The following is a 25,373-nucleotide window of genomic DNA, read 5'->3' as shown; positions in this document are numbered from 1 at the left end:
CTATTAATTGGTACCTGTATATAATTAAATAGATTTAATTATGGGGCTGTCCTAGCTAAGCGACTTGCTTAGGCTAGGATGGCATGATGTACGAGAGGAAGAGCAGGCTCAGCGATTGGAAGCGAGGCCGGCTGATCGAGCACTTCGTCGCCGGCACGACGGCTCGAGCGGCAGGCGAACTGGTGAGTGTTCACCGGAACACGGCGGCCTCGTTTTACACTCGGCTTCGCAAGGTGATCGCCGAGGAAATGGAAAGGGCTTCGCCCTTCGCCGGAGAGGTCGAGGTTGATGAGAGTTATTTCGGTGGCGCCCGCAAAGGCAAGCGTGGTCGGGGCGCAGGTGGGAAAGTCCCGGTTTTCGGGCTGTTGAAGCGCGGAGGGAAGGTCTACACGGTGATGATCCCGAATGCCCGGACAGCCACGCTGATGCCGATCATGGAACGCATGATCCTGCCTGACAGCGTCGTCTACACGGACGGCTTTACGAGCTATGATGCCCTGGATGTTTCCGACTTTCGCCACGTCCGGATCAACCACTCGGAGCGATTCGTCGACCAGCAGAAGCACATCAACGGGATCGAGAACTTCTGGAACCAGGCGAAGCGGCACTTGCGGCGCTTCAATGGCGTCCCGAAACAGAGCTTTCACCTGTTCCTCAAGGAGTGCGAATGGCGGTTTAACGGAGGTGATCATCGAGAACTGCTTAACCAATTGAAAGCATGGGTAAATCTGAGACAAAAACGTCCTTAGCTAGGACAGCCCCTTATAAAATTGCCCGCCCAAGCGGCTGCCAGATGATCATTTAAGATCACTATCTTCTGCTCCAGACGAGACAAATTCAGATTGCTTACTGGAAAGCGATCATCAAACCGGGCAGGAACTGATATAGGAGTTTGCTGAGGATAGTCGGTGTTCGATAGGAGCAGGTCGCCGAGCATCACAATATTACTTTGTTTCTGGTATGACATTATCAGCGTCATTCTACGTACCTATCTCGTTTTTCGGGGAACAGCATACACGATTAGAAATAAGGTCCGCTTCTGGCTAAACCCGGAAGTGACGAAACCTCCGCCCGAAGGTCTGCTTTCAAGCATTTAGCGGACATCGGTGAGGCAAGCTGACATCTGATTGCGATGTCATTCATGGGGACACGCCCTAGGGCCGATTCCCAATATGGATCAGGCGGCGGTTACGGCGCCGGCGTCGAAGGCGATCAGTTCGGCCAGCGACGTCACGTCCAGTTTCCGCTTGAGGTTGGCGCGGTGGAACTCGACGGTGCGCTCGCTGATGCCGAGGTCGACGGCCACCATCTTGTTGGTCTTGCCTTTGACCAGCAGGGTGTAGACGTCGCTCTCGCGTTTGGACAGCAGCCTGATCTGCTCGGCGCTCCGCAAGGTTGGAGCGGCCGGGACGCGGCGATGGGTCTTGCGGGCGGCGTGGACGTGCCGGCTGATGTTCTGGAGGGTGCCTTCGAAGTACAGGATGCCGCCTTCCCGGTCGCGGACCACCCGGGCGCTTTCGGAGACCCAGATGACCTTGCCGTCCTTGCGGCGCACCGGCGCCCGGTTGTTCCTGAAACCGCCGTCCTCCAGCAACCGGCCGAGGAGACGGTAGCGCTCCCTGGGGTTCCAGTAGAACTGCCGGGCGATGTCGGTGATTCTCGAAATCAGCTCCTCCGGGGAGTCGTAGCCGAGAATCCGGGCCATCGCCCCGTCGGCGCGGATGAAATGCCCCTCGGGCGCCACCTGGAAGGCGCCCACTTCGCTTACCTCGGTCGTCGTGCCGTCATTTTCCTGCGTGTTGTGCACGTCGGCTTTCACCCGGGTCGCCTCCTGTTCGTGGCCTGGATACCCTGGTTGCCATAACGTAGATCATTTATGGGCCGGCTTGTAACCTGTGGTTAATTACGAGGCACCGGCGGGACCTCGGTTGGCCGGAGAAAAAACGATACCCTTGGCGGCGGGTTTGTGTTGCGCTCTTTCGCCGCGGGCCAGGGGAGGGCTCGCCATCGGCCTGTTCCAGGGCCAGCCGGTGCAGGGCCAAACCGTGTTCGACGTCGAGGGGGCCAGGATCGAAACCCTGGCGTGAGACGGAAAGCTCGCATAATACCAAGGGGCACTGATAATGACCCATAGAGATCGCCTCGGCGTGCCGCCGGAGGGCGTCGAAAAGCCTTGACGATGTCACCGCATCGCCGGCGGCTTTCCTCCTACCCGGCGGGACGCCGAGGCGATCTCTATGGGTCATTATCAGTGCCCCTTGGTATAAGCGCCTTTCACGGACCACCATATCCGTATACAGTCCCGACTCCCCGGGGCGCCCGTAGCTCAGCTGGATAGAGCGCTGCCCTCCGAAGGCAGAGGTCACAGGTTCGAATCCTGTCGGGCGCGCCAATTTATCAAAGGGTTAGGCGGTTTTGTTGAGGACTCGTTGAAGTCCACTGTGCCCGAATCGTGCCCATAGGCATTGAGGGCAGCGATGGCCCCTGCCTGGTAGTCTGGGGCCAGGTGGGCGTAACGCTGGACCATCGACATGCTCTTGTGCCCTGTCAGGTGCATCACTTCGTAGAGCGAAACACCCTGTTGGGCCAATCTTGAGGCGAACGTGTGCCTCAAGTCATGGAACCGGAGGTCTTCGATCCCCGCTTTCCTCCGGGCGGTGGCGAAGGACGTTTTCGGGTCCAGAATGGCCTTCCCGGCGTAGGTGAAGACGGGACCAGAGGGTTGAGGCCCCAAATCGGACAAGACCCCTCTAGCGCGCTCCGTGAGCCTCACGGAGCGGTCTTCGCCGTTCTTGGTCTTGGTGAAGGTGATCAGGCCCCGTTCCAGATCGACATTCCGCCAATCCAGCTTGAGAAGCTCTGACCGCCTTCCGCCCGTATCGACCGCGAAAGCGATCAACGGGCGAAGGTGGGACGCGGCGGCGGCCAGCAGCCGCCGTTCCTCGTCCACCGTCATCCAACGGCACCGTCCCTTCTGTTGCTTGATCCTCGGGAACGGCGGCACCGCGATCAACCTGCCTTCGCGATGGGCCTTGTTGAGGATCGCCTTCAGCATCGAAAGTTCTTTCAGGACGCTGGCTTCCTTGACCTGCTCCAACCGCTCGTCAGCGAAGTCCTGGATGACGGAAAGGGTGATTTCGCTGATATCCAGGCCGTCGAACCGGTCGAGCAGCCATTGCAGGCGGTAGCGGGTGCTTGCGGCGTAGGTTCGCGGGTTCTCCCGCTGGCGTTGCTTGCCGTAACGAACGAGGGCGTCACGGAACGGGACTTCGGGCATCGCGCCGAAATGTCGTTCCATGAAGCTCTCCTGTTGCCATTTGGCGGCAAGGGCCTGGGCTAGCTCCTTATCCTCAGTCCCAGTGCTCTTGCGTCTGCGTCTGCCGTCCTGGTCGTACCAGGTGGCCCACCACTTGGGCGAGCTCTTGCGTTTGTAGAGTCGCATGGTTGCCGTCTCCTCTGTGTCTCAGAGGTTCGGGCGCTGTCGCACCTCTTGTTGTCCTCCGCGAAGGCGACGATGTCAACGATGTCCCAGCGCCGGCAACGTGGCCCGAGATCGCAATAGGGAATGCCGAATCTCATGAACGTATCCACCGATACCCCGAGCCACTCCGCCGCCTCCGTGCGGCTGAGGAATCGCTTCGGTGGAATGGTCACGTTCGCCGTCATGCCTCGCCTATTCGTTCGAATCGAAACCCGAATCGACGGCGAGATTGGCCAAGACCGGATTCCCAGTCAAACCCGTTAACGTTAACGTTAACGCCCGAAGCAGGAATTTTCGGAGGAAGTGATTTTTTTTGACCGGCGCGGCCGGCAATCCCGTTAACGTTAACGGGATTGCGCGCACCCGACACGTTACGTGCCCGATCGCCGATCCACCCGAAATCTCGCATCATTCCTGTCCGCCATCCGCTTCACGCACGTCGATTCGCACGTTACGGGCAGGATTACGGGGGACGGGGAGGAGGGACGCAACCACGTATACGTATACGTTACGTGTCGGTCAGGAATTTTCTTGAAGTGTCGATTTTCTTTAGGGTGTGGCTATGATGTCACGTTACGTGCCGGACTTACCTATCGCTTCATTGACGTTCTTACCGGCAGGGTCGCGGAACTGGACCTGGACATTGCAGATCACCGAAATGACCTTTTGCACTATATCGGCGCAGCGATCAATCAGCTTGATAAGGTCCTCGCAGGCCTGCCGATCCAGCCCGACGAGCCGAAGGCCGATTCCGAATAACAAGGGCGTCATGCTCGTTCTTCCCTCCCTTGCGCGCCAGGAAATCGGCCCTATAATCAGGACCATGCATGATACGTGGAAACATTTCATTACCGCCGTAACCATCGCGGAAATGGGCGTCATCACCATCTTTGGCAACACGGTTGCGATTTATAAGGATGGCGAAAGGATCGGTATCGCGCCGCCCGCCTTGGTCGATATCAATGGGTTCAGGCAGTACCAAGACAAGCGCATTGCGGTGAATCAGTTTCTTCGCACCGACGTCGAAATATCCAGCACGGGGAGCACCTCTGTCACCAACGCCGAACCGTCGCTGCCCCCTTTGCGTCGGGGATGATTTTTTCATTTCCATCTCTCAACCCTCCCAGTGAGACACTACGTTTCCACTTTCAATCGTTGGTTCGGTGGTCATGGAAAAAGATATGTTGCGGGACATAGGAGAGCCTTCTATGCTCGGTAAAGAGGAGAAACGGCCATGGCCCTGATCGACTGCGAAATCTGCGGGAAGCAAGTGAGCGAAGCCGCAAACACCTGCCCCCACTGCGGCCACCCGCGCCGGGGGGAGGGGATCGACGAAACCGTATTGCCGGTCGACGATCCCCGTTGGCTTCTCGACCGCGAGATCAATGTATTTGACGTGATAGGCGCCTGCGCCACGGAAGCGCATCGCGACTTTATCCGCTTCCTGTTGTTCGCCAACTCCGGCGCGCTCTTGATCGTCTTCACGTTGGCCGGCGCAAAGATGGAAGGTGCTGTCGCCCTGCTCAAGTGGCCGGCCTTCGCCTTCGCTATCGGGCTGGCCCTTGCTGGCGGCGGGGTCTTAATTCGCCACCTTACGATGCGAGACGTTGTTCCGTTTAGACATGATCGGCTCATTGAACTCGCCAATAGAATCCCCTTGCCGATGCTGCTGCATATTCCGGAAGTGGATAGAAAGGCAAAATGGATAATCAAACTGGAAATCTGTAGCTTCATTACATTCCTAGCCGGCGTCGTCATTGGGCTCTTGGGGTTTTTCGGCATTCTGTAACCCATCGAATCGCCCAGTTTGATTTCTTCGTTCATCTCTCAATCCTCGTTAGTGATGCACGGCGAAAGGCCCCGCGAACACTGGGTCCCCTTCTAGCAGCGGTGCATTGAGTGGCGGTGCCAAATTTAGAGCCGCTTGAAATATTAAGTAAGGCTTCCATTTTTCAACAATAGGGGGCACGATTGGCGGCATGGACGCGATCGCCATATTCACGCTCGTGGTAGCGTTTCTTGGGTTGGGCCTCGGAATCATCAATACCGTTTGGACCCTCGCCCGAGATAGAGCGCGGCTCCATATTTCCGTACGCTACGAACCTCCTAAAGAAAATTGGACTCCGCAAGATCATCATCTTTTCATCAATATTGGAAATTCTAGTTTATTCGCTCTTACTTTGAGTTATATTTACTTTGAAAATTGTCTGGGAAACAAAAAGACAAAAGTTAACTTCTTCAAAGACGAAACCATTGATTGGCCGACGTTTCTTGCTCAGGGTAGCGCGATATCGTTTCACTTATCGCGCTCATATCTCAAACATCCTGACGAAATTAGTGATCCCGAAATTTCTTGGTGGAAATCAAACTTAGTCATAGAAACGGCTACCGGTAATAAGTTCTATATACGTGGAAAGGCCGTTCGAGATTTTTTACGATCAACTCCCGTGAAAAAATCCGCGTAGGTATTGTCGGCGGGACGGGGAGGGGTAATGGTCAATGGTTGAAATCGTTTCGGAGCTCCAGGAACTTATCGCCAATCCTCAAGAAACTCCTGATGTCGAGCTCAAGTCCTGGGTAAATCTTTCGGACAATTTGGCAAAGGCCAAGATCGCAAAGCATTTAGCGTCTTTGGCCAACCATGGAGGAGGGTATCTTATTTTTGGCTTTTCCGATGACGGCACCCCAAGCACTCCAAGGCCAGATGATCTTAGCAGCTACAACAGGGACATCATCGCGGGAATCGTCGAATCATACTTAGACCCCCCATTCCACTGCGACGTAGTTACTATCGAACGGATTGAGGACGGTAATCTCTATCCGATAATTCGAGTTCCCACGCATGGTGCGGCCCCAATTTGCACCAAAAGGGGTGGGCCGCATGATGACCACGGCAACGCTCAAGGTATTAGAAAGGGCGTGTATTATACTCGCGGCCCAGGCCCGAAAAGTATCCCTATCGATAGCCCAGAACTTTGGCAGCCTATCATTCGTCGTTGCGTCCTTAACGAACGGGAAGCCATCGTCACTAGTATTTCGCACCTCCTTCAGCGGCCAGCCTCTGACCAGAGAGTCGAGAAAGACGAAATTCTGAAATGGCACGAGAGCAGCCACGAGCGGTATGCCGAGTTGCTTGAACAGAGCGAACAGGAATGGCCGGTTTCGATTGCGGATAACCATTACCAGCTTAGCTATGCAATCTCAGAATTGGGGGGAGAGACCATCCACAATCTTGACGACTTCAAGGTGGTTCACCAACGATCTAATGAAGCGGTAAAAAATGATGTGTGGACCGGTTGGAGCATGTTTCATCCCTTTACCACTCCGGAACTGGCACCTTATGTGCTCGTTGACGATATGGGAAAAATTAATGCCGAGCTCTTAGAAACAAATTTGTTGAGTAAAACCGGGTCGTTGCCTGATTTTTGGCGTTTGTCCATGGACGGCCGAGCAACCATCATTCGCCCTTACCGTGAGGACCTGGAAACCATCGAAATCGGAGACGATGTGCCGCTTGAACCAGGTAGTTTCTTGTCCCCGCGAACCCTGGTTCGGGAGCTATATGAGCTTTCTGCCCATGCAAGAGAGATTTCCCGATCCTTTCACCATGCTCAAACGATCCATTTCATGTGCTCCTGGTGGGGCCTCGCAGGTAGGATAATTCGTGACTTCGATCCTGGGGTTCATTGGCATCCCTACACCTGCCACGCGCCAGGTCGTACCGTAAGGGTGATTGCTACACCTGATGAACTTGTTACTGACCTACCGCGAATTGCTTGCGCCCTTGCAAGCCCTGTATTGATACTTTTCGACGGATTTAAAATTTTACCGAGCTGGGTTGAAACTATTGCCCCATCGTTTCGGTCATTGTGAGGGCTATGTCACGGTGCGCCACAAGAGAGAACACATCGGTCGCAATGCTAACGCCTTACCCCATCGGGCGGCGGAACAGGCTCAATTGCCGCTTCAGGCGATGGTATTCGAGAAGGAGATGCGCCCTGGGCAGTTCCGAGTGATGTCGAAGCCGGTCTTCGAATGGAGCGTGAAGGAAGGATGCCGCTTCTTCGTGCGGGTTTTTGACCTCACGAAGGACGAAGAGAAGATGATCTACAAGCAGCATTTGCGGGCGGTCGGCGAACATTTTTACTATTTCGAGGTTCTGGACGACACGTTCAGAAGAGCCGATGACCGAAGCTGACTTCCGCACACAAATCTGGCGGCTCCGGGTGGCCTTTCTCATGAAGCTGGCCCAGCGGCTGGGCTTGGAAGCCGACAAAGAGAATGTGCACGAACTGGTCCGGACGCGCGATGATGAGGCTGTCCTCGCAGCGATCGAAGCCACTCAGGGCTGGAGCTTAAGGCGGGCTTTTGGAGTAATTAGCCGGTGGTTTGGGTTTGGATAGCCTGAAACCGCCGCTGATACCGGATAGACGTCATGACAGATGAAGGCAAAGAGCTGATACGAGCTCCGACGAAGGTTGAAACGGCGCTCGACATCGCATCGCTTGTGGGCAGTGCCGTTCCCTGGATTGGCGGCCCAGTAAGCAATGTTCTCAGTGGAATGTCATTCGGTCGAAAACTCGGACGGGTTCGAGAGGTTCTGGAAGGGGTCGCCGCCGATTTGGCGGAGTTCAAGTCGGAGGTCTCGGAAGAATACGTCCGAACTGAGGAATTTGAAGATCTCCTTGAGCAGGCGTTACGCCGCGCTAGTGAAGAGCGTAGCGAAGAGAAGCGGCGGATGTATAGGGCCTTCCTTAGCGACGCCATCGAGGCTCCTGGTGAGTCCTATGATGACCAGCTTCGCCTACTACGTACATTCGAAGAACTACAGCCGGATCACCTTCGGGTTCTAAAGATCATGTCACAAGAACCGGGCTCAGACCCAGGAATGATGGGCTCTCCCATTCAAACTCTGAGAGAGCGCTTACTCGAGTTTGACGATGCCCGTATTGAAGACTTAGTGGCTCAACTAAATGATATGTGGATAACGAACCTTGGTAGCCTGAAGGTGATGATGACTGGGCGGGGAGCAGCTGACCTCCGCCATGTAGTCACGGAGTATGGACAGCGCTTACTCCGCTATATATTGGAAACATAACAACGCGATCGAGCGGACGCCGGTAACTGCTGGGACGGCTTGCGCCGGTCAACCGCCCGCATTGGACCGGTAGTTCGAGCATCGCCAGGGCCGATGAAGCCTGTAATCTGACATTCGGGCTTCCGACATGCTCGCCTCCGAAGATGTGTAACAAACTAATGGCGGCTCCGCGCCGATGCCAGTCGTGGAGGACCAAATCGGGTCGACCTATCGTTGGGGGTCAGCTACAGTGTTACAATCGAAGTCTGAACGCAATTCGCCGCCCCCAGTGACCCTTGGTATATCGGGCTTCTCGTTTACTCTCTTTATCCGACTTTATTCGCTGAGATTTCCAAAAACCGCATAACTGATAGCGATTTCCTTGGCTGTGGAGCTGCAGGCTCGGGCTACAGCCGCGTTCGAGCCGCCGCCCGAGCTCATGTAGTTACGTTTCTAAGGGCAACTGCTAGAAAGCGGCTGTCTGCGCATTGCTGGCAACCAAATCGGATTTGTACGATTCACTAGAGCCCACCATCAACGCTAGCGAAGTCGAGTTGCTGGATGTCCCCAAGTTGCAGGAACAGCTAATAACCCTGGTCGTTCGGGGGGCCGGATCGATCACTAACCGGGCGATCATGACGACTACGCCAACGCCGCGCGGGGGTGCTCCATCTTTGCCGGGTGCCGGAAATTACCGATTGGGCTTTTTAGTTTCTGATTAATCTTGTAAATTGAATAAGTGGTAGATATTATCCCATCGGAACTACCGATAGGTTTGGGCGTCATACGAGGGGGTTGGATCGATGGCGATTGTTCGAAGGAAGTGCTTTATCTCTTACCACCACGCCGACCAGGATGAAGTAAATGAATTTGTCCAGGACTTTGACCACCAGGGGGACGTCTTAATTGCCCGTGGTCTTGGTCAGGAGATGAGTCAGGACATTATCGACAGCACCGATACCGACTATGTAATGCGCCGCATTCGGGAGCTGTACCTCAGCGATTCGACAGTTACTTTGGTCATGTTGGGCAAATGCACATGGGCACGTCGGTATGTCGATTGGGAACTTCAAGCGTCCCTCAGGCACGGAGAAAAGACAACACCGAATGGGCTGCTTGGGATCAAGCTGCCGAGCTATCCCTCGAACGACGGATCCTATCCGAAGCGTCTCAACGACAACCTTCTTAGTGAGGCCGACAAGGCTGCGGGGCGCGATTGCTTTGCTAGAGTAATGGGCTACCCGCAGACTGAAGACGGCCTTTTCGACGCTATTGACGCAGCGTATCAGCGGCGGACGAGTGCCGCAAAGTGGATTCGAAACTCCGTGGAGCGGTTTTCTAACAACCGTCAGTGTTGATGGCGACGGAGCCAACACAGCTGCCGCCTAAGCAACTTTCCGGGGACGAGATTTTCACGTTCATCCTAGACGGCGATCTAAACGCATTCTTGGCCGTGGATTCCTTCCTCGTCTGGATAGGGGTTGGGCTCATTCTGCTTTTTTCCACCGTGCGCATCATCATCTGGTTCCGGGGCGGTAATTGGACGACTTTCGAGATCGATGAGGCGAAATTGGGTTTCGGTGACCAAACGGTTACGTTGCGGCCAAATGATACTGACCGGCAAATCGCTTACAAAATCTGGGTTGAGCTGAGTACCAGGAAGATCGGTCTGACAATTGAACTCGACGATGACGTCATCTCGGAGGTCTACGATTCATGGTACAGTTTCTTCTCAGTTACTCGAGAACTCATCAAGGATGTGCCAGTCTCAAAATTCAGGCGAAAGCACACCGAGAGGATCATTCGCCTTTCGATTGACGTCCTGAATGGCGGCATTCGGCCGCACCTGACTAAATGGCAAGCGCGGTTTAGGAGATGGAATGAGCGAGCCCTAGATACTGAGGGACATATTGATCTATCGCCGCAAGAGGTGCAGAAAAGCTTTCCTGAGTATGATGCACTGACGGAGGATCTCCTGCGGGTTAACGGGCAGCTGATCGCGTATCGACATAAAATGTATGAGCTGGTTTCCAGACTATAGCAATCCGCGACGCTTATCCTGGCGCTCTCCAGGTTGGGTCAACTCCGGCGGTCGGCACCCCCTCCATGGTGAGTCTGCAATCAGAGGTCAAGCTGACGCAACTCGAAGGCAAGCCGACATTCGGGTTCCAACGTCGGCTTGGTGTAGGAAAGCGGTCTTACTCTGAGATAGCCAGTTCATGAGGAAGATTTGAAGGGGGTATGAACTTAATTCGTTGGGGGTTTGTTGGGGTATTAAACGCCCGAGTTCACCATTCCTTCTTCTCACGTGTGGGATGGCTGAATTGCCAGGATTTCTGGGAGTTAGCGGGTATATTAGGTAATTATTCCTTTTCGACCTGGCTTGCGTATGTCAGGGCGTGAAGGCATTGGACAGGCAATTCGACAAACCTCAGATTTCGTTATAGGTCAATCGCAAACCGAAAATAGCAATATTGCATGTATAAATGCAGTGTGTTAAACACAATGCATAATTGCATGCAGTATTGCATTTACCTTTAAACTGGCGTAACTAGCACTCTAGGCTAAATGCTACGGAATTGCCTAGTTTTACGACATCTTCTATGGTACTTTAAGGTCTATCATGGGATTGGCCCCCATAATGACGTCAGACGGTTGACATTAACAATTTTATGTCTCATATAGATTCTTAGGATTAAGCCAAAAGCATCTACTAATAAAAGAGAGTAGTAGGTGCTTTTTTTTATGCTTTGTGAACATCAAAAAAATATTATTTTTCAAGAGGTTGCAAACACCCCTAGATACGTTAATCATTTTGAAACCCTAATAGGTTAACATATGGTTAATCCCACATAATGTAACAACTAAGTGCATTGGCACATTATGTAGTTTGCGTTTCATGGCGGAGTAATCGAGTGAGATATTTTCGTATTGACAGTGTCTAACATAAGGTATAAATTCTGCTTACGTACAAAATGTAGTGTGTTGCCACGAAAAAACATCAATATACTGTATTTCGTGCTACACATAGTTAATGAATGAAACGGAGCACAAAATTATATTGAGCCTCGACTTGGGCCGAACCGCCCGGATCATGGATGGCGGCGGCGGTGGGGATTCATGGAGGGCAGGTGTCGAAACTCGCCTAGGTGAACTGGAAAATACTCTTAAGGAAACAAGCGGCAATACCCGCAAAGACTTCCGCTGGACTTGGGGCCTTCTGGTCCTGCTTCTTGGAGCCGGGGCAACCGCATACATTAATTTGAGCGACCACCTCATCGAAATGTTAAAATAACTCAATAAATTCATCTCTAATTCTTGTCCCACCCCGAGCCACTCCGCTGCCTCTGTGCGGCTGAGAAATCGCTTCCGTGGAATGGTCATGTATGTGCGGACAGATACCTTCCGGCTTCAGTACGCGCAAATTATGATGAATGGACTGCAGCTCCAGATGTATGCGACGGCGATCCACGATGGCACGTTCTAGAGCCACATCGAGAAAACCAACGCGCCAACCTTTACCTTGGTGAGCAGTTTTATGGAAAAAATGTTCGACTGATAATATTCTGGGTTCTCGCTGGTACAAATTAGGCACATATTCCTACCCTTTTACCAAGCCGTTTTATTCAGGGCAGAGCTTGATTGGCTTAAATACCCCTTTTCCACTGTGCCCAAATTGTGTCCGTCTTATCCTGTTTTATTCCGTTTTGTTCGCTTTTGTTCGGGTTTTGGGGCGACAGCGCCCAAACAACTCATTGATTTACCTCACGTATTTTTTCGACCTGACTCCTCCGAAGGCAGAGGTCACAGGTTCGAATCCTGTCGGGCGCGCCAATTAAATCAAGGGGTTAGGCAGTTATATGGCTGTCGCGCCGTTTGGCTGGGTAAGTATCCGGGTAAGTATAAGTCTCTTTTGCATCCTTGCTCAGCAACTCATCTTTAGCTTGCTGCGTCGATACTCGTGGTCTCGGAGCCCGTTCGCACGGTTGGTGGTATATTGCAGCCACCGCTTGCCATTTGCGTTCCAGTCTATCTCGTCCGTTTTCGACGATTCCAGAAAGCTATCCATCTCCACCTGGAGGCTCATGCTGTTCAGGATGAGGTCGAGGTGATCGATCTGAAATATCGAGTAGTAGCCCTCCTGGCTCCGGTCCTTGGGATCGGGGATCGCGTGGGGCTTTTGCACAGAGGTCGTGTCCCAGGCCCATCCTTTTCTGAACCAGTCACTATTACCGGTAGGCGGGATGGTGAACGGACGCCGCGCTCGCGGGGGCGTTCGCACCCTGTATACCGGCGCAAAGAGAGCAAGCCGCTCAAACCTGATCAAGCGCTCCCGATTGCTCGTCGAAAAGATGGCCATTTCCATGAAGCGGATAGCGCGCTGGAAGTTGCCCCGCTGGAACTCGCGGGAGGCCGAACTGGCGGCGAAATTGGCCCGCCCGTCACGGCCCGGCTTGTCGGGCATGCCCTCCATCATCCCGGCGAGCGTCTCTTCCGTGACATCGACGGAACTCTCGCAGGACCAGGTCTGTGGAACCCCCTGGCGGACGAGCTCGCGGATCCCGCCGATCGACTTGGGGGGCGGGGTGAAGGAGCCGGCGAACTGGGCGGTGACCTTCTTGGCCTCCTCCAGTGACAACGCGGGTGGACCGCTGGTCTGGCAGGCACCCAGCAGCACCACACCGATCAAACATAATATTTGCCGCGGAAATAGCATCGCCTCACCCCCCTGAAGTGAACAACGACGTCCTAATCATAGAAAACCTTCGATATATGTGAAGGGATCAAAGAAGCCCAACGTCCGCTTTGGGTGTGCGCCGTGGTAAGGCGGCGCTTTTCCAGTGGGTGCAAGTCCTACCCGGCGATCGCTCCAGCCGGAAGCAACCGGAGCAGTCATGGAGGTGACGAAATGATTCCAAGGGGAAGCCTTATTCCCGTGATCGTGTTTTGCCCCTAGGATCATCCCGAAGATCACGACCAAGGACCGAACACCGATGAAGATTGCAGTTATGGCGGCGGGAGGAGTGGGGGGTTATTTCGGTGCCCGCCTTGCCGATGCAGGAAACGACGTCACATTATTCGCCCGCGGGCGCCATCTCGAGGCGATGCGCGAAGGCGGGCTGGGGATCGAGAGCGCGCTCGGCGATGTTCGCCTCCAGCCCGTTTCCGCCACCGACGATCCGGCCGAAGTGGGACCCGTCGACGTGGTCCTGTTCGCGGTCAAGCTGTGGGACACCGGGGATGCCGCCAGGGCCTGTCGGCCGCTGCTTGGGGAGGACACGGCCGTAATAAACTTCCAGAACGGCGTCGGCGGCGTGGAGGCACTGCGCGAGGTATTGGGGCCGGATCATGCGTTGGGTGGTACCGCCCATATCGCCGCCATCATCGCCGAGCCCGGCCTTATCCGCCACACCGGCACCATGGCGAAATTGGCATTCGGCGAGACCGACAATCGGCGCTCGGCGCGCATCGAGGCCTTCCTCGAGGCCTGCCGCGTGGCCGACATAGAGGCCCATATCCCCGAGGATATCGAGCGCGCAATTTGGGAGAAGTTCGTCTTCCTGGCCGCCTTGAGCGCCACCACCAGCGACGCGCGCCAACCGGTGGGCCCGATCCTGGCCGATAGGGGCGGCCGGCGCCAATTCCGCGCGGTGATGGAAGAGACGGCGGCGGTCGGACGGGCGCTCGACGTGGATCTTTCGAGGGACGTGGTCGAGCGCCTTATGGCGTTCGCGGATGGGCTTCCTGGCGAGATGAAATCCTCGATGCTCGGCGACCTCGAGGCCGGGCGGCGGATCGAGGTCGATTGGCTGTCGGGCGCGGTCTCGCGCAAGGGCCGCGAGCTGGGCATCGCCACCCCGGTCAACGATGCGCTCTACGCCACTATAAAACCGCACGCCCAGGGATAACGCGGCGCGCCCTTAGCCGCCGGCTCCCGCCTTCACTTGGCGGCGGCGCGCATGGAGCACGAACTCGGTGTATCCGTTCGGTTGCTGGCGGCCCTTGAACACCAGATCACACGCCGTCTGGAAGGCAATGCTCGCCTCGAAATCGGGCGCCATGTTCCGATAATCGGGATCGCCCGCGTTCTGGCGATCGACCACTGCGGCCATGCGCTTCAGCGTCTCCATCACCTGCGCTTGGTCGCAGATGCCGTGATGGAGCCAGTTGGCGATGTGCTGGCTGGAAATGCGGAGCGTGGCCCGGTCCTCCATCAAGCCCACATCGTTGATGTCGGGCACCTTGGAGCAACCGATGCCCTGATCGATCCAGCGCACCACGTATCCCAGGATGCCCTGGGCGTTGTTGTCGAGCTCCTTTTGGATGTCGTCCGGCGATAGGTTGACGCCGCCGAGAAGGGGGACGGTCATGATCTCATCGAGGCTCGCGCGCTGGCGCGATGCCAAGGCGTCCTGGCGCTCCGCCACATTGACGCGGTGATAATGCAAGGCGTGAAGCGTGGCGGCCGTCGGCGAGGGAACCCAGGCGGTGTTGGCGCCCGCTTCGGGGTGGGCCTCCTTGGTATCGTACATCTGCCTCATCTCGTCGGGCTTCGTCCACATGCCCTTGCCGATCTGGGCGCGGCCCTTTAGCCCGGTCTCGAGGCCGATATCGACGTTCCAGTCCTCGTAGGCCTGGATCCAGCGCATGGTCTTCATGGTCTCCTTGCGCTCAATGGGGCCCGCTTCCATGCTGGTGTGGATCTCATCGCCGGTTCGGTCCAGGAACCCCGTGTTGATGAAGACCAGGCGCGCGCTCGCGGCACGGATGCATTCCTTGAGGTTGACGGTGGTGCGGCGTTCCTCGTCCATGATGCCGATCTTCAGGGTATTGCGCGCCAGGCCGAGCGCCTCCTCGACCCGCCCGAACAGCTCGGCCGTGAAGGCCACTTCCTCGGGGCCGTGCATCTTGGGCTTGACGATATAGATGCTTCCCGCGCGGCTGTTTCGAAGCCCACCCTCGCTCTTGATGTCGTGAAGCGCGATCAGGCTGGTGACCATGGCATCGAGAATGCCCTCGGGAATTTCCTCGCCATCCTTGGTCAACACGGCATCGCTCATCATGTGATGGCCGACGTTTCGCACCACCATCAGCGAGCGGCCAGGCAGGGTGAGGGATTGGCCATCGGGCGCGGTGTATTCGCGGTCCCCGTTCAGGCGCCGGGTCATGGTGCTGCCACCCTTCTCGAATGTGGCGTCCAGTTCTCCCTTCATCAGCCCCAGCCAGTTGCGATAGGCATGGACCTTGTCCTCGGCATCCACCGCGGCGATCGAATCCTCGAGATCCTGGATGGTGGTGATGGCTGCCTCCAAGACGACATCCTTGACCCCCGCGCCGTGGTCGCGGCCGATCGCGTGGTCACGGTCGATCTGGATCTCGATGTGGAGTCCGTTGTTGCGCAAGAGGACGGACATGATCTCCCCCTCGCCCCGGTAGCCCGCGAATTGCCCGGGCTTGGCAAGGGCGGTCCGGGTGCCGTCCGTCAGGGTCACGCAAAGCGCCTTGGCGCCGCCTGCGTCCTGCAATCCATAGCGGATGGCATCCGCGTGGCTGCCCTTGGCGAGGGGCGCCGCCTGATCCAGGAAGTCGGCCGCGAACGCGACCACCTTGGCTCCGCGCGCCGGATTGTAGCCGCCAGTCTTCTCCAAGCCGCCTTCCTCGGCGATCATGTTGCTTCCGTACAGCGCATCGTAAAGGCTGCCCCAGCGCGCATTGGCCGCGTTCAGTGCAAAGCGCGCGTTCATCACCGGCACCACCAATTGGGGTCCGGCGATCTCGGCGATCTCGGGGTCCACGTTGGCGGTCGTGATCTCGAAATCCCCGCCCTCGGGAACCAGGTAACCGATCTCCGTCAAGAAGCGCTTATGGGCCGGGGCATCGTCGGGCTGCCCTTTTCTTTGGCGATGCCACTCATCGATTCGGGCCTGAAGCGCGTCGCGTTTTTCCAATAGGGCCTGGTTCTCGGGGCCCAGCGCGTCAACGATTTCCTCAAGTGCCGCCCAGAAGGCCGGCGCTTCCACGCCGGTCCCGGGCGCCGCCTCCCCATCGATGAACTCCTTGAGAATGGTGGCGACGCGCAGGTCGCCGATTTGAACGCGGTCAGTCATTTTCTCAGGCCTCTTCGGTTGAAATTTCGGGCTTGAGACTAATAACGTGGGATCGATCGCCGGGATTTACCAAAACCATCGAAATAATCGGCAAACACCATTGGATATATTGACCCGACGCGCGCACTGTAAGGCACACCAAAAAAAGGGGACAAGCGATGCAAACGATCAACCGCCTGTCGCTGGAGGACGCCGCCCTCCTTCTCGAGGGCGCCAGGGCGAAATCGATCGAGATCGGCGTGCCCATGTGCATCGCCGTTACGGATGAATCGGGCAACCTGATTGCGTTCGAGCGAATGGATGGGGGCAAGGTCACCAGCATCTCGATTGCCCAGGACAAAGCCTTCACGGCGGCCGCGGCACGCAAGGCGACCCACGAGTACAACGAGGCATGCATCCCGGGGAATCTGGTTTTCGGCATTCACACCTCGTGCGGGGGCCGCCTCAATATCGTCGGTGGCGGCTATCCCGTGATCTTGGATGGCGGCGTGGTCGGCGGAATCGGCGTGAGCTCGGGCACGCCGCCCCAGGACATGGAGGTGGCCCAAGCCGGGCGCGACCACTTCCTGGCGGCGTGAGGCTAAGGAAATGAGCAAGAAACCCACGATCCTGGTCACCCGCAAGCTGCCCGACGCGGTGGAGGACCGCCTGCGCCGTGATTACCAACCGCGCCTCAATCCCGACGACCGGCTCCATTCCAGCGACGACCTGATCGAGTTGGCCGCCGGCGCCGACGCCATCATGCCCTGTCACACGGAGAAGTTTACCCCGGCGGTGATCCAGCGCCTGCCCGACAGCGTCCGAATCATCGCCAACTTCTCGGTCGGCTTCGACCATGTGAACCTGGAGGCGGCCAAGGCCCGGGGCATCATCGTCACCAACACGCCCGAGGTGCTGAGCGACGCCACCGCCGAGATCGCCATGCTGCTGATGCTGGGCGCGGCGCGCCGCGCCAGCGAGGGCGAGCGCCTGGTCCGCGCCCGCCAGTGGAAGGACTGGAGTCCCGGCTTCATGGTCGGCACCCAGGTTACCGGCAAGCGGCTGGGCATCGTCGGCATGGGCCGGGTGGGGCGGGTGACGGCGGCCCGGGCTCGCGGTTTCGAGATGGAAATCCACTATAACGACGTCGCCCGGCTGCCCGCCGACCTGGAAGCCGGGGCGATCTACCACGAGAAGGTCGAGGACATGCTGCCCCATTGCGATTTCCTGGCCATCCACTGCGTGGCGACGCCCGAGACCCACCACCTAATGAACGCGGAGCGGATCGCCCTGCTCCCCGATCGCGCGATCGTGGTCAACGCCGCGCGCGGTAGCATCGTCGACGACGAGGCGTTGATCGCCGCCCTCGGGTCGGGGAAACTGGCCGCCGCCGGGCTCGACGTCTACAACGACGAACCCGACATCCACCCCGCCTATAGGGAACTGCCGAACACGTTCCTGTTGCCCCACATCGGCAGCGCCACGCGTGAGACCCGCGACGCCATGGGCTTCCGGGCGCTCGATAACCTCGACGCCTACTTCGCCGGGGACGAACCGGGAGACCGGGTGGCGTGACCCGTGGAAGCGGCCACCCCGGGGGCGCAGTGACGGGAGAGGCGACATAACCGGTTCCCTATTTTCGTGGGCAACCCGAGCGTAATAACATGTTGACGCTTCGCCTGCCTGAACGTAGCGTGGTAATGGTGCGCGCTTGTGTGGTATACAAGATACCACACATTCTTCTTTCAGAGAAGGGGAGGAGTGAATCATGAGTGCGAAAAGGAGAGGCAAGAAGGTCAAGAACCCGACACGCCGCAGGTTCCTGCTGAAGGGGGCTGGAGTCGCAGTCGCCGGCGCCGCGGCGACGGTGGCTTTCCCGAATGTATCCCGGGCCCAGACGACAACCCTGAAGATGCAGGGCGCATGGGGCGCCAAGGACATCTTCAACGAGATGGCCGAGGAATACGTCACCCGCGTCAACGAGATGTCGGGTGGCCGGCTGAAGATCGACTACCTGGTCTCGGGCGCCGTGGTCAAATCGTTCCAGGTGCAGGACGCGGTCCACAAGGGCGTGCTCGACGGCGGCCATGGCGTCACCGTGTACTGGTACGGCAAGAGCAAGGTGGCCTCGCTGTTCGGCACCGGCCCGGTGTTCGGCCAGACTGCCCACAACGGGCTGGCCTGGATCTACAGGGGTGGCGGACAGGAACTCTATGACGAACTGATCGCCAAGCTGGGCCTCAACCTGGTCGGCTTCTTCGCCATGCCGATGCCGACCCAGCCCCTGGGATGGTTCAAGAAGGAGATCAAGAGTTCGGCCGACATGGTGGGCCTGAAGTACCGCACCGTGGGCCTGGCGGCCGACCTCATGCAGTCGATGGGGGTCAAGGTGACCCAGCTCCCGGGCGGCGAGATCATACCGGCCCTGGAGAAAGGCGTCATCGAGGCCTTCGAGTTCAACAACCCGACCTCGGACAGCCGCTTCGGCGCCCATGACGTGTCCAAGATCTACATGTTGGGCAGCTACCACCAGGCGGCCGAATTCTTCGAGATCATCTTCAACAAGGATACGTTCAACCGCCTGGCCGCCGAGCAGAAGGCCATCCTGAAGTATGCGGCCGAGGCCGCGTCCTCGGCCAACTTCTTCACCGGCATGGACAACTATTCGCGCGACCTGCAATGGCTGAAGAACGAGCAGGGCGTCAAGGTCATCAGGACCCCGCAAGCGGTCATGAACGACCAGCTCGACGCATGGGACAATATGATCGCCAAGTTGGAGGCCGAGGATCCGTTCTTCAAGAAGGTCCTCAAGTCCCAGAAGGCGTTTGCCCACCGCGTGGCCTATTACGAACTCCTCAATTCGGCCGACTACAAGCTTGCCTACGATCACTACTTCCCGGGCGAGCTCGGCTTCTAGGATGACGGTCTGATTCCGACCGTAGCCGCGTGACTTGGGTCTAAGGGGCGGCACCACGCGTGCCGCCCCGCCCATGTCGTGGTATTCTTTCCTGCCTCTCGAGGATCGTCCCATGGAGCGATTTCTTTTCTTTATCGACAATCTGAGCGCATGGACGGGAAAGGCCTTCGCCTGGTGCATCGTGGTGCTCACTTTCGCCACCAGCTACGAGGTCTTCGTCCGCTACGTGCTTCGCGATCCCACCTCCTGGTCCTTCGACATCAGCTACACCATGTACGGAGCCCTGTTCATGATGGCGGGAGCCTATACCCTGTCGCGCAATGGACACGTGCGCGGCGACGTGATCTACCGGCTGCTGTCGCCCCGCAACCAGGCCCGCATCGAGTTTGTCCTCTATTTCCTGTTTTTCTTCCCGGCCATGTTGGCCCTGATCTATGCCGGCATCGACTACGCCAGCGAATCCTGGTCCTACCGGCCCTTCGGCCCCAACGGGCGGATCGGCGAGATCAGCATCAACAGTCCGGCCGGCGTCCCCGTTGCGTCGCTCAAGACCATCCTTCCACTGGCCGCCTTCATCCTGCTGTTGCAGGGAATCGCCGAGATGATCCGTTGCATCCTGTGCATGAAGACCGGCGAGTGGCCGCAACGCCTCCACGACGTGGAGGAGTTGGAGGTCACGCTTATGAAGCAGCACGATCGTGAATTGGCCGCCCAGGCCATGGCTGGCGGCCTTTCGGCGGACAAACGGGCTTCCGATGACCAGTCCCAGGGGGAGGACGCGAAATGACCGACCCCCAAATCGCCCTGTCCATGCTGGGAATCTTCATCTTCGTCATTATCCTCGGTTTTCCCATCTGTTTCACCCTGATCGCCATGGGCGTCGGGTTCGGCTACTACGCCTACTACGACGCCGAGCGCATGAATTCGATCTTCGACAACCGCATCTTCGACCTGCTGGTCAACCAGACCTATTCGGTGATGATCAACGACGTGCTGGTGGCGGTGCCGCTGTTCCTGTTCATAGGATACGTGGTCGAACGGGCCAATATCGTCGACCGGCTGTTCTACAGCCTCAACATCGCGGCCCGCGCGGTTCCCGGCTCCCTGGCCGTGGCGGCGCTGTTGACCTGCGCCATCTTCGCCACCGCCGTCGGCATCGTCGGCGCCGTCGTCACCCTGATGGGCCTGCTGGCCTTTCCGGTCATGCTCAAGGCCGGATACGACGAGCGGTTCTCGGCCGGCGTCATCTGCGCCGGCGGCTGCTTGGGAATCCTGATCCCGCCCTCCATCATGCTGATCGTCTATGCCGCCGCGTCGGGCGTTTCGGTGGTCAAGCTCTATGCGGGCGCCATGCTCCCGGGCGCCATGCTGGCCGGTCTCTACATTTTCTACGTGATGGGCCGGGCCATGATCAATCCCAAGCTGGCCCCCAAGCCACCCAAGGAGCAGACCGATATTCCCACCAGGGAACTGCTCTACATGCTGCTGACCTCGTTCATTCCACTGGCGCTTCTCATCATGTCGGTGCTCGGCGCCATCCTGTTCGGACTGGCGACCCCGACCGAGGCGGCGGCGGTGGGAGCCCTGGGCAGCATGGTCCTGGCCTCCGGATACCGCCTGGCGGATGTGATCGGCGGCAACGAGGTCCCCGAATGGGTGGCCAGGGCCAAGGACACGGCGCCGGGCTGGATGGAGTCGATCGGACTGGGCAGCCTTCTGGTGTTCCTCCTTTACCTGCTCTATGTGATTTTCCAGGTCCTCGGGATCGTCTTCTTCGACATGCCGCTGCCCGAGGAGAGGCAACTGCCGGGCGGCCCCGGCCTCGCCATCCTTGTGGCCTTGTCCGCCGGAGTCGGGCTTCACCTCGTTGGTGACAGGTTGCCGTTGCTGGCCAGGCTGCGGCCGACGCGCGTTCCCGGGCGGGCCCTGATGAAGTCGGCCGCCATGGGGGGCCTCGGAGGCCTGGCGGTTAGCCTGGTGCTCCTGTTCCTGGCCAAGGTCATCGGCCTGGAGTCCTATATTGAGAACGAGACGCTGACCATCTGGGCGGCCGACGTCGGGTTCTTCCTGGGCATGCTGGGTTTCCTGGCATGGCGCGGCGTCGATTGGGAGAAGCTCAAGGAGGCGGTCTATCTGACGGTGCGCACCTCGGCCATGGTGTGCTGGCTGTTCGTCGGCTCGTGGACCTTCGCCTCGGTGTTCTCCTATCTCGGGGGACACTCGTTGATCGAGGAGTTCGTGCTCGGCCTCGATCTGTCGCCGGTGATGTTCCTGATCCTGGCCCAGATCATCATCTTCTTCCTCGGCTGGCCGCTGGAGTGGAGCGAGATCATCATCATCTTCGTTCCCATCTTCCTGCCCATGCTGGACATCTTCGGCATCGACCCGCTGTTCTTCGGCATCCTGGTGGCGCTCAACCTTCAGACCTCGTTCCTGACGCCTCCCATGGCCATGGCGGCCTACTACCTGAAAGGGGTGGCTCCACCCCATGTGCAATTGGTCACCATCTTCCGGGGATGCATGCCGTTCCTGTCCATGGTGTTGATCGCCATGGTGCTTATCTACAACTTCCCCGGGATCGTCCTGTGGCTGCCAGACTACTTTTACGGCATCCGATAGGGTGGAACGGTGAATAAGAGGAACCCCATCGAACTGGGCGCCGCCGAGGCGGCGGAGGCGATCCGCGAAGGCGTGATCACCTCCGTCGAGCTCGTCCAGGCCTGCCTCGAGCGCATCGATCAGGTCGAGGAACAAGTCCAGGCCTGGGTCCATCTGGACCCCGACCTGGCCCTGGATCGAGCCCGCGAGGCCGACGAGGCGCGGCAGGCGGGAAAGACCCTGGGCGCCCTGCATGGCGTCCCGGTGGGCGTCAAGGACATCTTCGACACCAAGGACATGCCGACCGAGGACGGCACCATCCTGCATGCCGGGCGCACCCCCGGCCAGGACGCTACCGCGGTGGCCCGCCTGCGCCAGGCCGGCGCCGTCATCCTGGGCAAGACGGTGACCACCGAACTGGCCGTCTTCTCGCCCGGCAAGACGCGCAATCCCCACGATCCGGAACGCACTCCAGGGGGCTCGTCCAGTGGCTCGGCGGCCGCCGTGGCGGCCCATATGGTGCCCCTGGCCATCGGCACCCAGACCAACGGCTCGATGATCCGCCCCGCCGCCTATTGCGGCGTGGTCGGCTTCAAGCCGAGCCATGGCCTGATCTCGCGCCATCGCATCCTGCAGCAGTCGCGGACCCTGGACCAGGTGGGCGTCTTCGCCCGCGACGTCGGCGACGCGGCCCTGATCGCCGAGCAGATGATGGGCCATGACGAATTGGATCCCGACACCCGGCCCCGCATGAGGCCGGGCCTGGTCGAGACAGCGGCCCAGGAACCGCCGGTGACGCCCAAGCTGGGCTTCGTCAAGACGCCGGCCTGGGAGCATGCCGAGGAAGGCACCCGCGAGGCCTTCGCCGAACTGGTGGAAAATCTGGGCGAAAACGTCGAGGAAGCCAGCCTGTCGCCGGCCTTCGACGACGCCATCGACAGCCATCGTTGCATCATGGAGGCCGATCTGGCCCTCAGCTTCGAGCGGGAATACGCCACCGGCCGGGACCAGCTGAGCGAGATTCTTCGCCAGATGATCGAGCGCGGCCAGAAAACCCTGGCCGTCGACTATAACCGGGCGGTCGGCCTGATCGCGTTGCTCAACGGCAGCTTCGGCGACATCTTCGAGCGCTACGACGCCATCCTCGCGCCGGCCACCGTCGGCGAGGCCCCTCGAGGCCTGGACTCCACCGGCAGCCCCATCTTCTGCACCATCTGGACGTTGTGCGGGATGCCGGCCATTACCCTGCCGCTGATGCAGGGCGAGGAAGGCATGCCCCTGGGCGTGCAACTGGTGGCGCCCAAGGGTGACGACGGGCGCCTGTTGCGAACCGCGCGCTGGCTGGTCGAGGAACTCGGGAGTTGATCGGCGCCCAACCGGACAACGGAACGAGGTAATAGAGGGATACGATGAAAAACTTCTTCTCCGGACTGATCGCCCTGACCCTGGTCTTCGTGTTCCTGATCTATTACATGAACATCCTGGTGTCGGTGCCCCTGGCGGTCATCATTCTCCTGACCCTGGGTATGGTGGCCTACGATTTCTACCAGTCCCTGCAACAGGCCGACTCCAACGGCAACGCTAACCGCAACAACAATAACGACGGCTGACCCGCCTCTGACGACGGCGGCGGAGATTGGCAACAGGTGGCGTGACATGTCCCAAAGAAGCGACATCGCCGGACAACAACCTCTGACCATCCGCCTACACGCCACCGATAACGTCATCGTGGCCGGCAGTGAACTCTCGCCGGGGACGGAGCTGGCGGGAGAGGGCGTCTGCGTCGCCGAGCCGATTCCGCGCGGCCACAAGCTGGCGACCGCCCCTATCGCCAGCGGTGATGCGGTACGCAAGTACGGCCAGATCATCGGCTTCGCCAGCGTCGACATCGGCGCCGGCCAACACGTTCACACCCACAATGTGGAGATGCGAGACTTCATCCGCGATCCCCGCATCGGCGAGGAGGCCCGCCCCACGGCCATGGTCCCCGAAGCCGACCGCGCCACCTTTCAGGGCATCGTGCGCGCCGACCAGCGGGTCGCCACGCGCAACTACGTCGGCGTCATCGGCACGGTCAACTGTTCGGGCTCGGTGGCCCGCGCCATCGCCGACCGTTTCCGCGGAACGCGACTCGACCCCTATCCCAATGTCGATGGCGTCGTCGCCCTGCACCACGGTAGCGGCTGTTGCACGGCCGCCGATGGGGAAGGATACACCTACCTGAAGCGGGTACTCGCCGGCTACGCCCGGCATCCCAACTTCGCCGGTGTCCTGTTGGTCGGCCTCGGCTGCGAAGTGGCCCAGGCCCGCGACGTGATGGAGGCGGAAGGTATCGAGCCGGGACCGCTGGCCCGGGCCATCGTCATCCAGGACAGCGGCGGCACCGAGCCCACCATCGCCGACGGCATCGCCCACCTCGAAGAGATGCTGGCCCTGGCCGACGACGTCCGCCGCCAGGCGGTGCCGGCCAGCCACTTGGTTCTCGGCATGGAATGCGGTGGCTCGGACGCCTACTCGGGGATCAGCGCCAACCCGGCGCTGGGCGCGGCCGCTGACCTGGTGGTGCGGCACGGCGGCACCGTGGTGTTCGGCGAGACGCCGGAAATCTACGGCGCCGAACACCTGTTGACCCGGCGCGCCGTCAGCCGCGAGGTGGGGGAGAAGCTGATCGGCCTGATCCGCTGGTGGGAAGACTACGTGGCCCGCAACGGCGGCGAGATGAACAACAACCCGACGCCAGGCAACAAGGCCGGCGGCCTGACCACCATCCTCGAGAAGTCCCTCGGGGCGGCGGCCAAGGGCGGCACGACCAACCTGGTGGACGTTTACGGCTTCGCCGAGAAGATCACCGCCAAGGGGTTGGTGTTCATGGACACGCCGGGCTACGACCCGGTGTCGATCACCGGCATGGTCGCCGGGGGCGCCAACGTCATCGGCTTCACCACCGGCCGGGGTTCGGTGTTCGGCGGCAAGCCGGTGCCCTCGTTCAAGCTGGCCACCAACACCCCGATGTATGAGCGGATGGCCGGCGATATGGACGTCAATTGCGGTTTGGTGGTCGCCGGCGAGGCCAGCGTCGAGGAGATGGGCGAGCGGATCTTCCACCTGCTCCTGGACATCGCGTCGGGGGCCAGGACCAGGAGCGAAACCCTCGGCTTCGGCGACCAGGAGTTCGTTCCCTGGCAGATCGGCGCCGTGATGTAATATCCCTCC

At 58.9% G+C, this 25,373-nt stretch carries 25 protein-coding genes and 1 tRNA gene; 21 read left to right on the top strand and 5 right to left on the bottom strand.

The window, feature by feature from the left end:
* Nucleotides 1-83: 83 nt before the first annotated feature.
* The gene (locus tag FVQ81_11580) at nucleotides 84-749 is read left to right on the top strand and encodes an IS1595 family transposase (GenBank protein ID MBW7997185.1); all 666 of its coding nucleotides are present in this window, start codon (nucleotides 84-86) and stop codon (nucleotides 747-749) included.
* Nucleotides 750-1,177: 428 nt separating this feature from the next.
* Here FVQ81_11580 and FVQ81_11575 read toward each other — a convergent pair whose 3' ends face one another.
* Entirely contained in the window at nucleotides 1,178-1,819 is a 642-nt protein-coding gene (locus FVQ81_11575) for a PAS domain S-box protein (GenBank protein ID MBW7997184.1), read from the bottom strand.
* A 496-nt stretch (nucleotides 1,820-2,315) separates the two neighbouring features.
* Between FVQ81_11575 and FVQ81_11570 the strand changes: the two genes are divergently transcribed.
* Nucleotides 2,316-2,392 (top strand) — tRNA-Arg (locus FVQ81_11570).
* Here FVQ81_11570 and FVQ81_11565 read toward each other — a convergent pair.
* On the bottom strand, nucleotides 2,363-3,442 hold the full coding sequence (locus tag FVQ81_11565; GenBank protein MBW7997183.1) for a site-specific integrase: 1,080 nt from the start codon (nucleotides 3,440-3,442) through the stop codon (nucleotides 2,363-2,365). The genes FVQ81_11570 and FVQ81_11565 overlap by 30 nt on opposite strands.
* 612 nt (nucleotides 3,443-4,054) lie before the next feature.
* Nucleotides 4,055-4,252 carry a hypothetical protein gene (locus tag FVQ81_11560; protein ID MBW7997182.1) on the bottom strand — a complete coding sequence of 66 codons (198 nt, stop codon included), beginning with the start codon at nucleotides 4,250-4,252 and terminating at the stop codon, nucleotides 4,055-4,057.
* Nucleotides 4,253-4,304: 52 nt separating this feature from the next.
* On the opposite strand from FVQ81_11560, the gene FVQ81_11555 reads away from it, so the two are divergent.
* The 10 genes from FVQ81_11555 (at nucleotide 4,305) to FVQ81_11510 (ending at nucleotide 11,853) form a co-directional block, all read left to right on the top strand.
* The gene (locus tag FVQ81_11555; GenBank protein MBW7997181.1) at nucleotides 4,305-4,577 is read left to right on the top strand and encodes a hypothetical protein; all 273 of its coding nucleotides are present in this window, start codon (nucleotides 4,305-4,307) and stop codon (nucleotides 4,575-4,577) included.
* Between the two features lie 138 nt (nucleotides 4,578-4,715).
* Nucleotides 4,716-5,270: a zinc ribbon domain-containing protein gene (locus FVQ81_11550; protein MBW7997180.1), complete on the top strand. Its 555-nt coding sequence runs from the start codon at nucleotides 4,716-4,718 to the stop codon at nucleotides 5,268-5,270.
* A gap of 190 nt (nucleotides 5,271-5,460) precedes the next feature.
* A complete protein-coding gene (locus FVQ81_11545; GenBank protein ID MBW7997179.1) occupies nucleotides 5,461-5,946 on the top strand; it encodes a hypothetical protein in 486 nt (161 codons plus the stop codon).
* Between the two features lie 34 nt (nucleotides 5,947-5,980).
* Nucleotides 5,981-7,354, top strand: a complete 1,374-nt coding sequence (locus FVQ81_11540) for an ATP-binding protein (GenBank protein ID MBW7997178.1) — start codon at nucleotides 5,981-5,983, stop codon at nucleotides 7,352-7,354.
* Entirely contained in the window at nucleotides 7,320-7,679 is a 360-nt protein-coding gene (locus FVQ81_11535) for a hypothetical protein (protein ID MBW7997177.1), read from the top strand. The genes FVQ81_11540 and FVQ81_11535 overlap by 35 nt, the downstream gene beginning before the upstream one ends.
* On the top strand, nucleotides 7,666-7,884 hold the full coding sequence (locus FVQ81_11530) for a hypothetical protein (GenBank protein MBW7997176.1): 219 nt from the start codon (nucleotides 7,666-7,668) through the stop codon (nucleotides 7,882-7,884). Before FVQ81_11535 ends, FVQ81_11530 begins: the two co-directional genes overlap by 14 nt.
* 32 nt (nucleotides 7,885-7,916) lie before the next feature.
* On the top strand, nucleotides 7,917-8,579 hold the full coding sequence (locus FVQ81_11525) for a hypothetical protein (protein MBW7997175.1): 663 nt from the start codon (nucleotides 7,917-7,919) through the stop codon (nucleotides 8,577-8,579).
* 782 nt (nucleotides 8,580-9,361) lie between these two features.
* A complete protein-coding gene (locus FVQ81_11520; protein MBW7997174.1) occupies nucleotides 9,362-9,916 on the top strand; it encodes a hypothetical protein in 555 nt (184 codons plus the stop codon).
* 50 nt (nucleotides 9,917-9,966) lie between these two features.
* The gene (locus tag FVQ81_11515) at nucleotides 9,967-10,599 is read left to right on the top strand and encodes a hypothetical protein (GenBank protein ID MBW7997173.1); all 633 of its coding nucleotides are present in this window, start codon (nucleotides 9,967-9,969) and stop codon (nucleotides 10,597-10,599) included.
* 1,020 nt (nucleotides 10,600-11,619) lie between these two features.
* Nucleotides 11,620-11,853, top strand: a complete 234-nt coding sequence (locus tag FVQ81_11510) for a hypothetical protein (protein MBW7997172.1) — start codon at nucleotides 11,620-11,622, stop codon at nucleotides 11,851-11,853.
* A gap of 630 nt (nucleotides 11,854-12,483) precedes the next feature.
* Here the strand turns inward: FVQ81_11510 and FVQ81_11505 are convergent.
* The gene (locus tag FVQ81_11505) at nucleotides 12,484-13,275 is read right to left on the bottom strand and encodes a hypothetical protein (protein ID MBW7997171.1); all 792 of its coding nucleotides are present in this window, start codon (nucleotides 13,273-13,275) and stop codon (nucleotides 12,484-12,486) included.
* A gap of 277 nt (nucleotides 13,276-13,552) precedes the next feature.
* Between FVQ81_11505 and FVQ81_11500 the strand changes: the two genes are divergently transcribed.
* Nucleotides 13,553-14,467 carry a 2-dehydropantoate 2-reductase gene (locus tag FVQ81_11500; protein MBW7997170.1) on the top strand — a complete coding sequence of 305 codons (915 nt, stop codon included), beginning with the start codon at nucleotides 13,553-13,555 and terminating at the stop codon, nucleotides 14,465-14,467.
* Nucleotides 14,468-14,479: 12 nt separating this feature from the next.
* Here FVQ81_11500 and FVQ81_11495 read toward each other — a convergent pair whose 3' ends face one another.
* Complete coding sequence (locus tag FVQ81_11495) at nucleotides 14,480-16,666, bottom strand: malate synthase G (protein MBW7997169.1); 2,187 nt, start codon at nucleotides 16,664-16,666, stop codon at nucleotides 14,480-14,482.
* A 158-nt stretch (nucleotides 16,667-16,824) separates the two neighbouring features.
* Here FVQ81_11495 and FVQ81_11490 point away from each other — a divergent pair, with 158 nt between their 5' ends.
* The 8 genes from FVQ81_11490 to FVQ81_11455 all read left to right on the top strand — a co-directional run bounded on the left by FVQ81_11490 (nucleotide 16,825) and on the right by FVQ81_11455 (nucleotide 25,364).
* On the top strand, nucleotides 16,825-17,244 hold the full coding sequence (locus FVQ81_11490) for a heme-binding protein (protein MBW7997168.1): 420 nt from the start codon (nucleotides 16,825-16,827) through the stop codon (nucleotides 17,242-17,244).
* Between the two features lie 10 nt (nucleotides 17,245-17,254).
* Nucleotides 17,255-18,220: a D-glycerate dehydrogenase gene (locus FVQ81_11485; GenBank protein ID MBW7997167.1), complete on the top strand. Its 966-nt coding sequence runs from the start codon at nucleotides 17,255-17,257 to the stop codon at nucleotides 18,218-18,220.
* 193 nt (nucleotides 18,221-18,413) lie between these two features.
* Nucleotides 18,414-19,562, top strand: coding sequence for a TRAP transporter substrate-binding protein (locus FVQ81_11480; protein ID MBW7997166.1), 1,149 nt, complete (start codon nucleotides 18,414-18,416; stop codon nucleotides 19,560-19,562).
* Between the two features lie 112 nt (nucleotides 19,563-19,674).
* Nucleotides 19,675-20,349: a TRAP transporter small permease subunit gene (locus tag FVQ81_11475; protein ID MBW7997165.1), complete on the top strand. Its 675-nt coding sequence runs from the start codon at nucleotides 19,675-19,677 to the stop codon at nucleotides 20,347-20,349.
* A gap of 731 nt (nucleotides 20,350-21,080) precedes the next feature.
* Nucleotides 21,081-22,181, top strand: a complete 1,101-nt coding sequence (locus FVQ81_11470; GenBank protein ID MBW7997164.1) for a TRAP transporter large permease subunit — start codon at nucleotides 21,081-21,083, stop codon at nucleotides 22,179-22,181.
* A gap of 27 nt (nucleotides 22,182-22,208) precedes the next feature.
* Nucleotides 22,209-23,525 (top strand): amidase, encoded by a 1,317-nt coding sequence (locus FVQ81_11465; GenBank protein ID MBW7997163.1) that lies wholly within the window; start codon nucleotides 22,209-22,211, stop codon nucleotides 23,523-23,525.
* 44 nt (nucleotides 23,526-23,569) lie between these two features.
* On the top strand, nucleotides 23,570-23,770 hold the full coding sequence (locus FVQ81_11460; protein ID MBW7997162.1) for a hypothetical protein: 201 nt from the start codon (nucleotides 23,570-23,572) through the stop codon (nucleotides 23,768-23,770).
* A 46-nt stretch (nucleotides 23,771-23,816) separates the two neighbouring features.
* Complete coding sequence (locus tag FVQ81_11455; GenBank protein MBW7997161.1) at nucleotides 23,817-25,364, top strand: altronate dehydratase; 1,548 nt, start codon at nucleotides 23,817-23,819, stop codon at nucleotides 25,362-25,364.
* Nucleotides 25,365-25,373: the final 9 nt, after the last annotated feature.

Source organism: Candidatus Glassbacteria bacterium (assembly GCA_019456185.1).
In the GTDB taxonomy this organism is placed as follows: domain Bacteria; phylum Gemmatimonadota; class Glassbacteria; order GWA2-58-10; family GWA2-58-10; genus JAJRTS01.
This window is presented reverse-complemented; position numbering and strand designations above follow the sequence as displayed.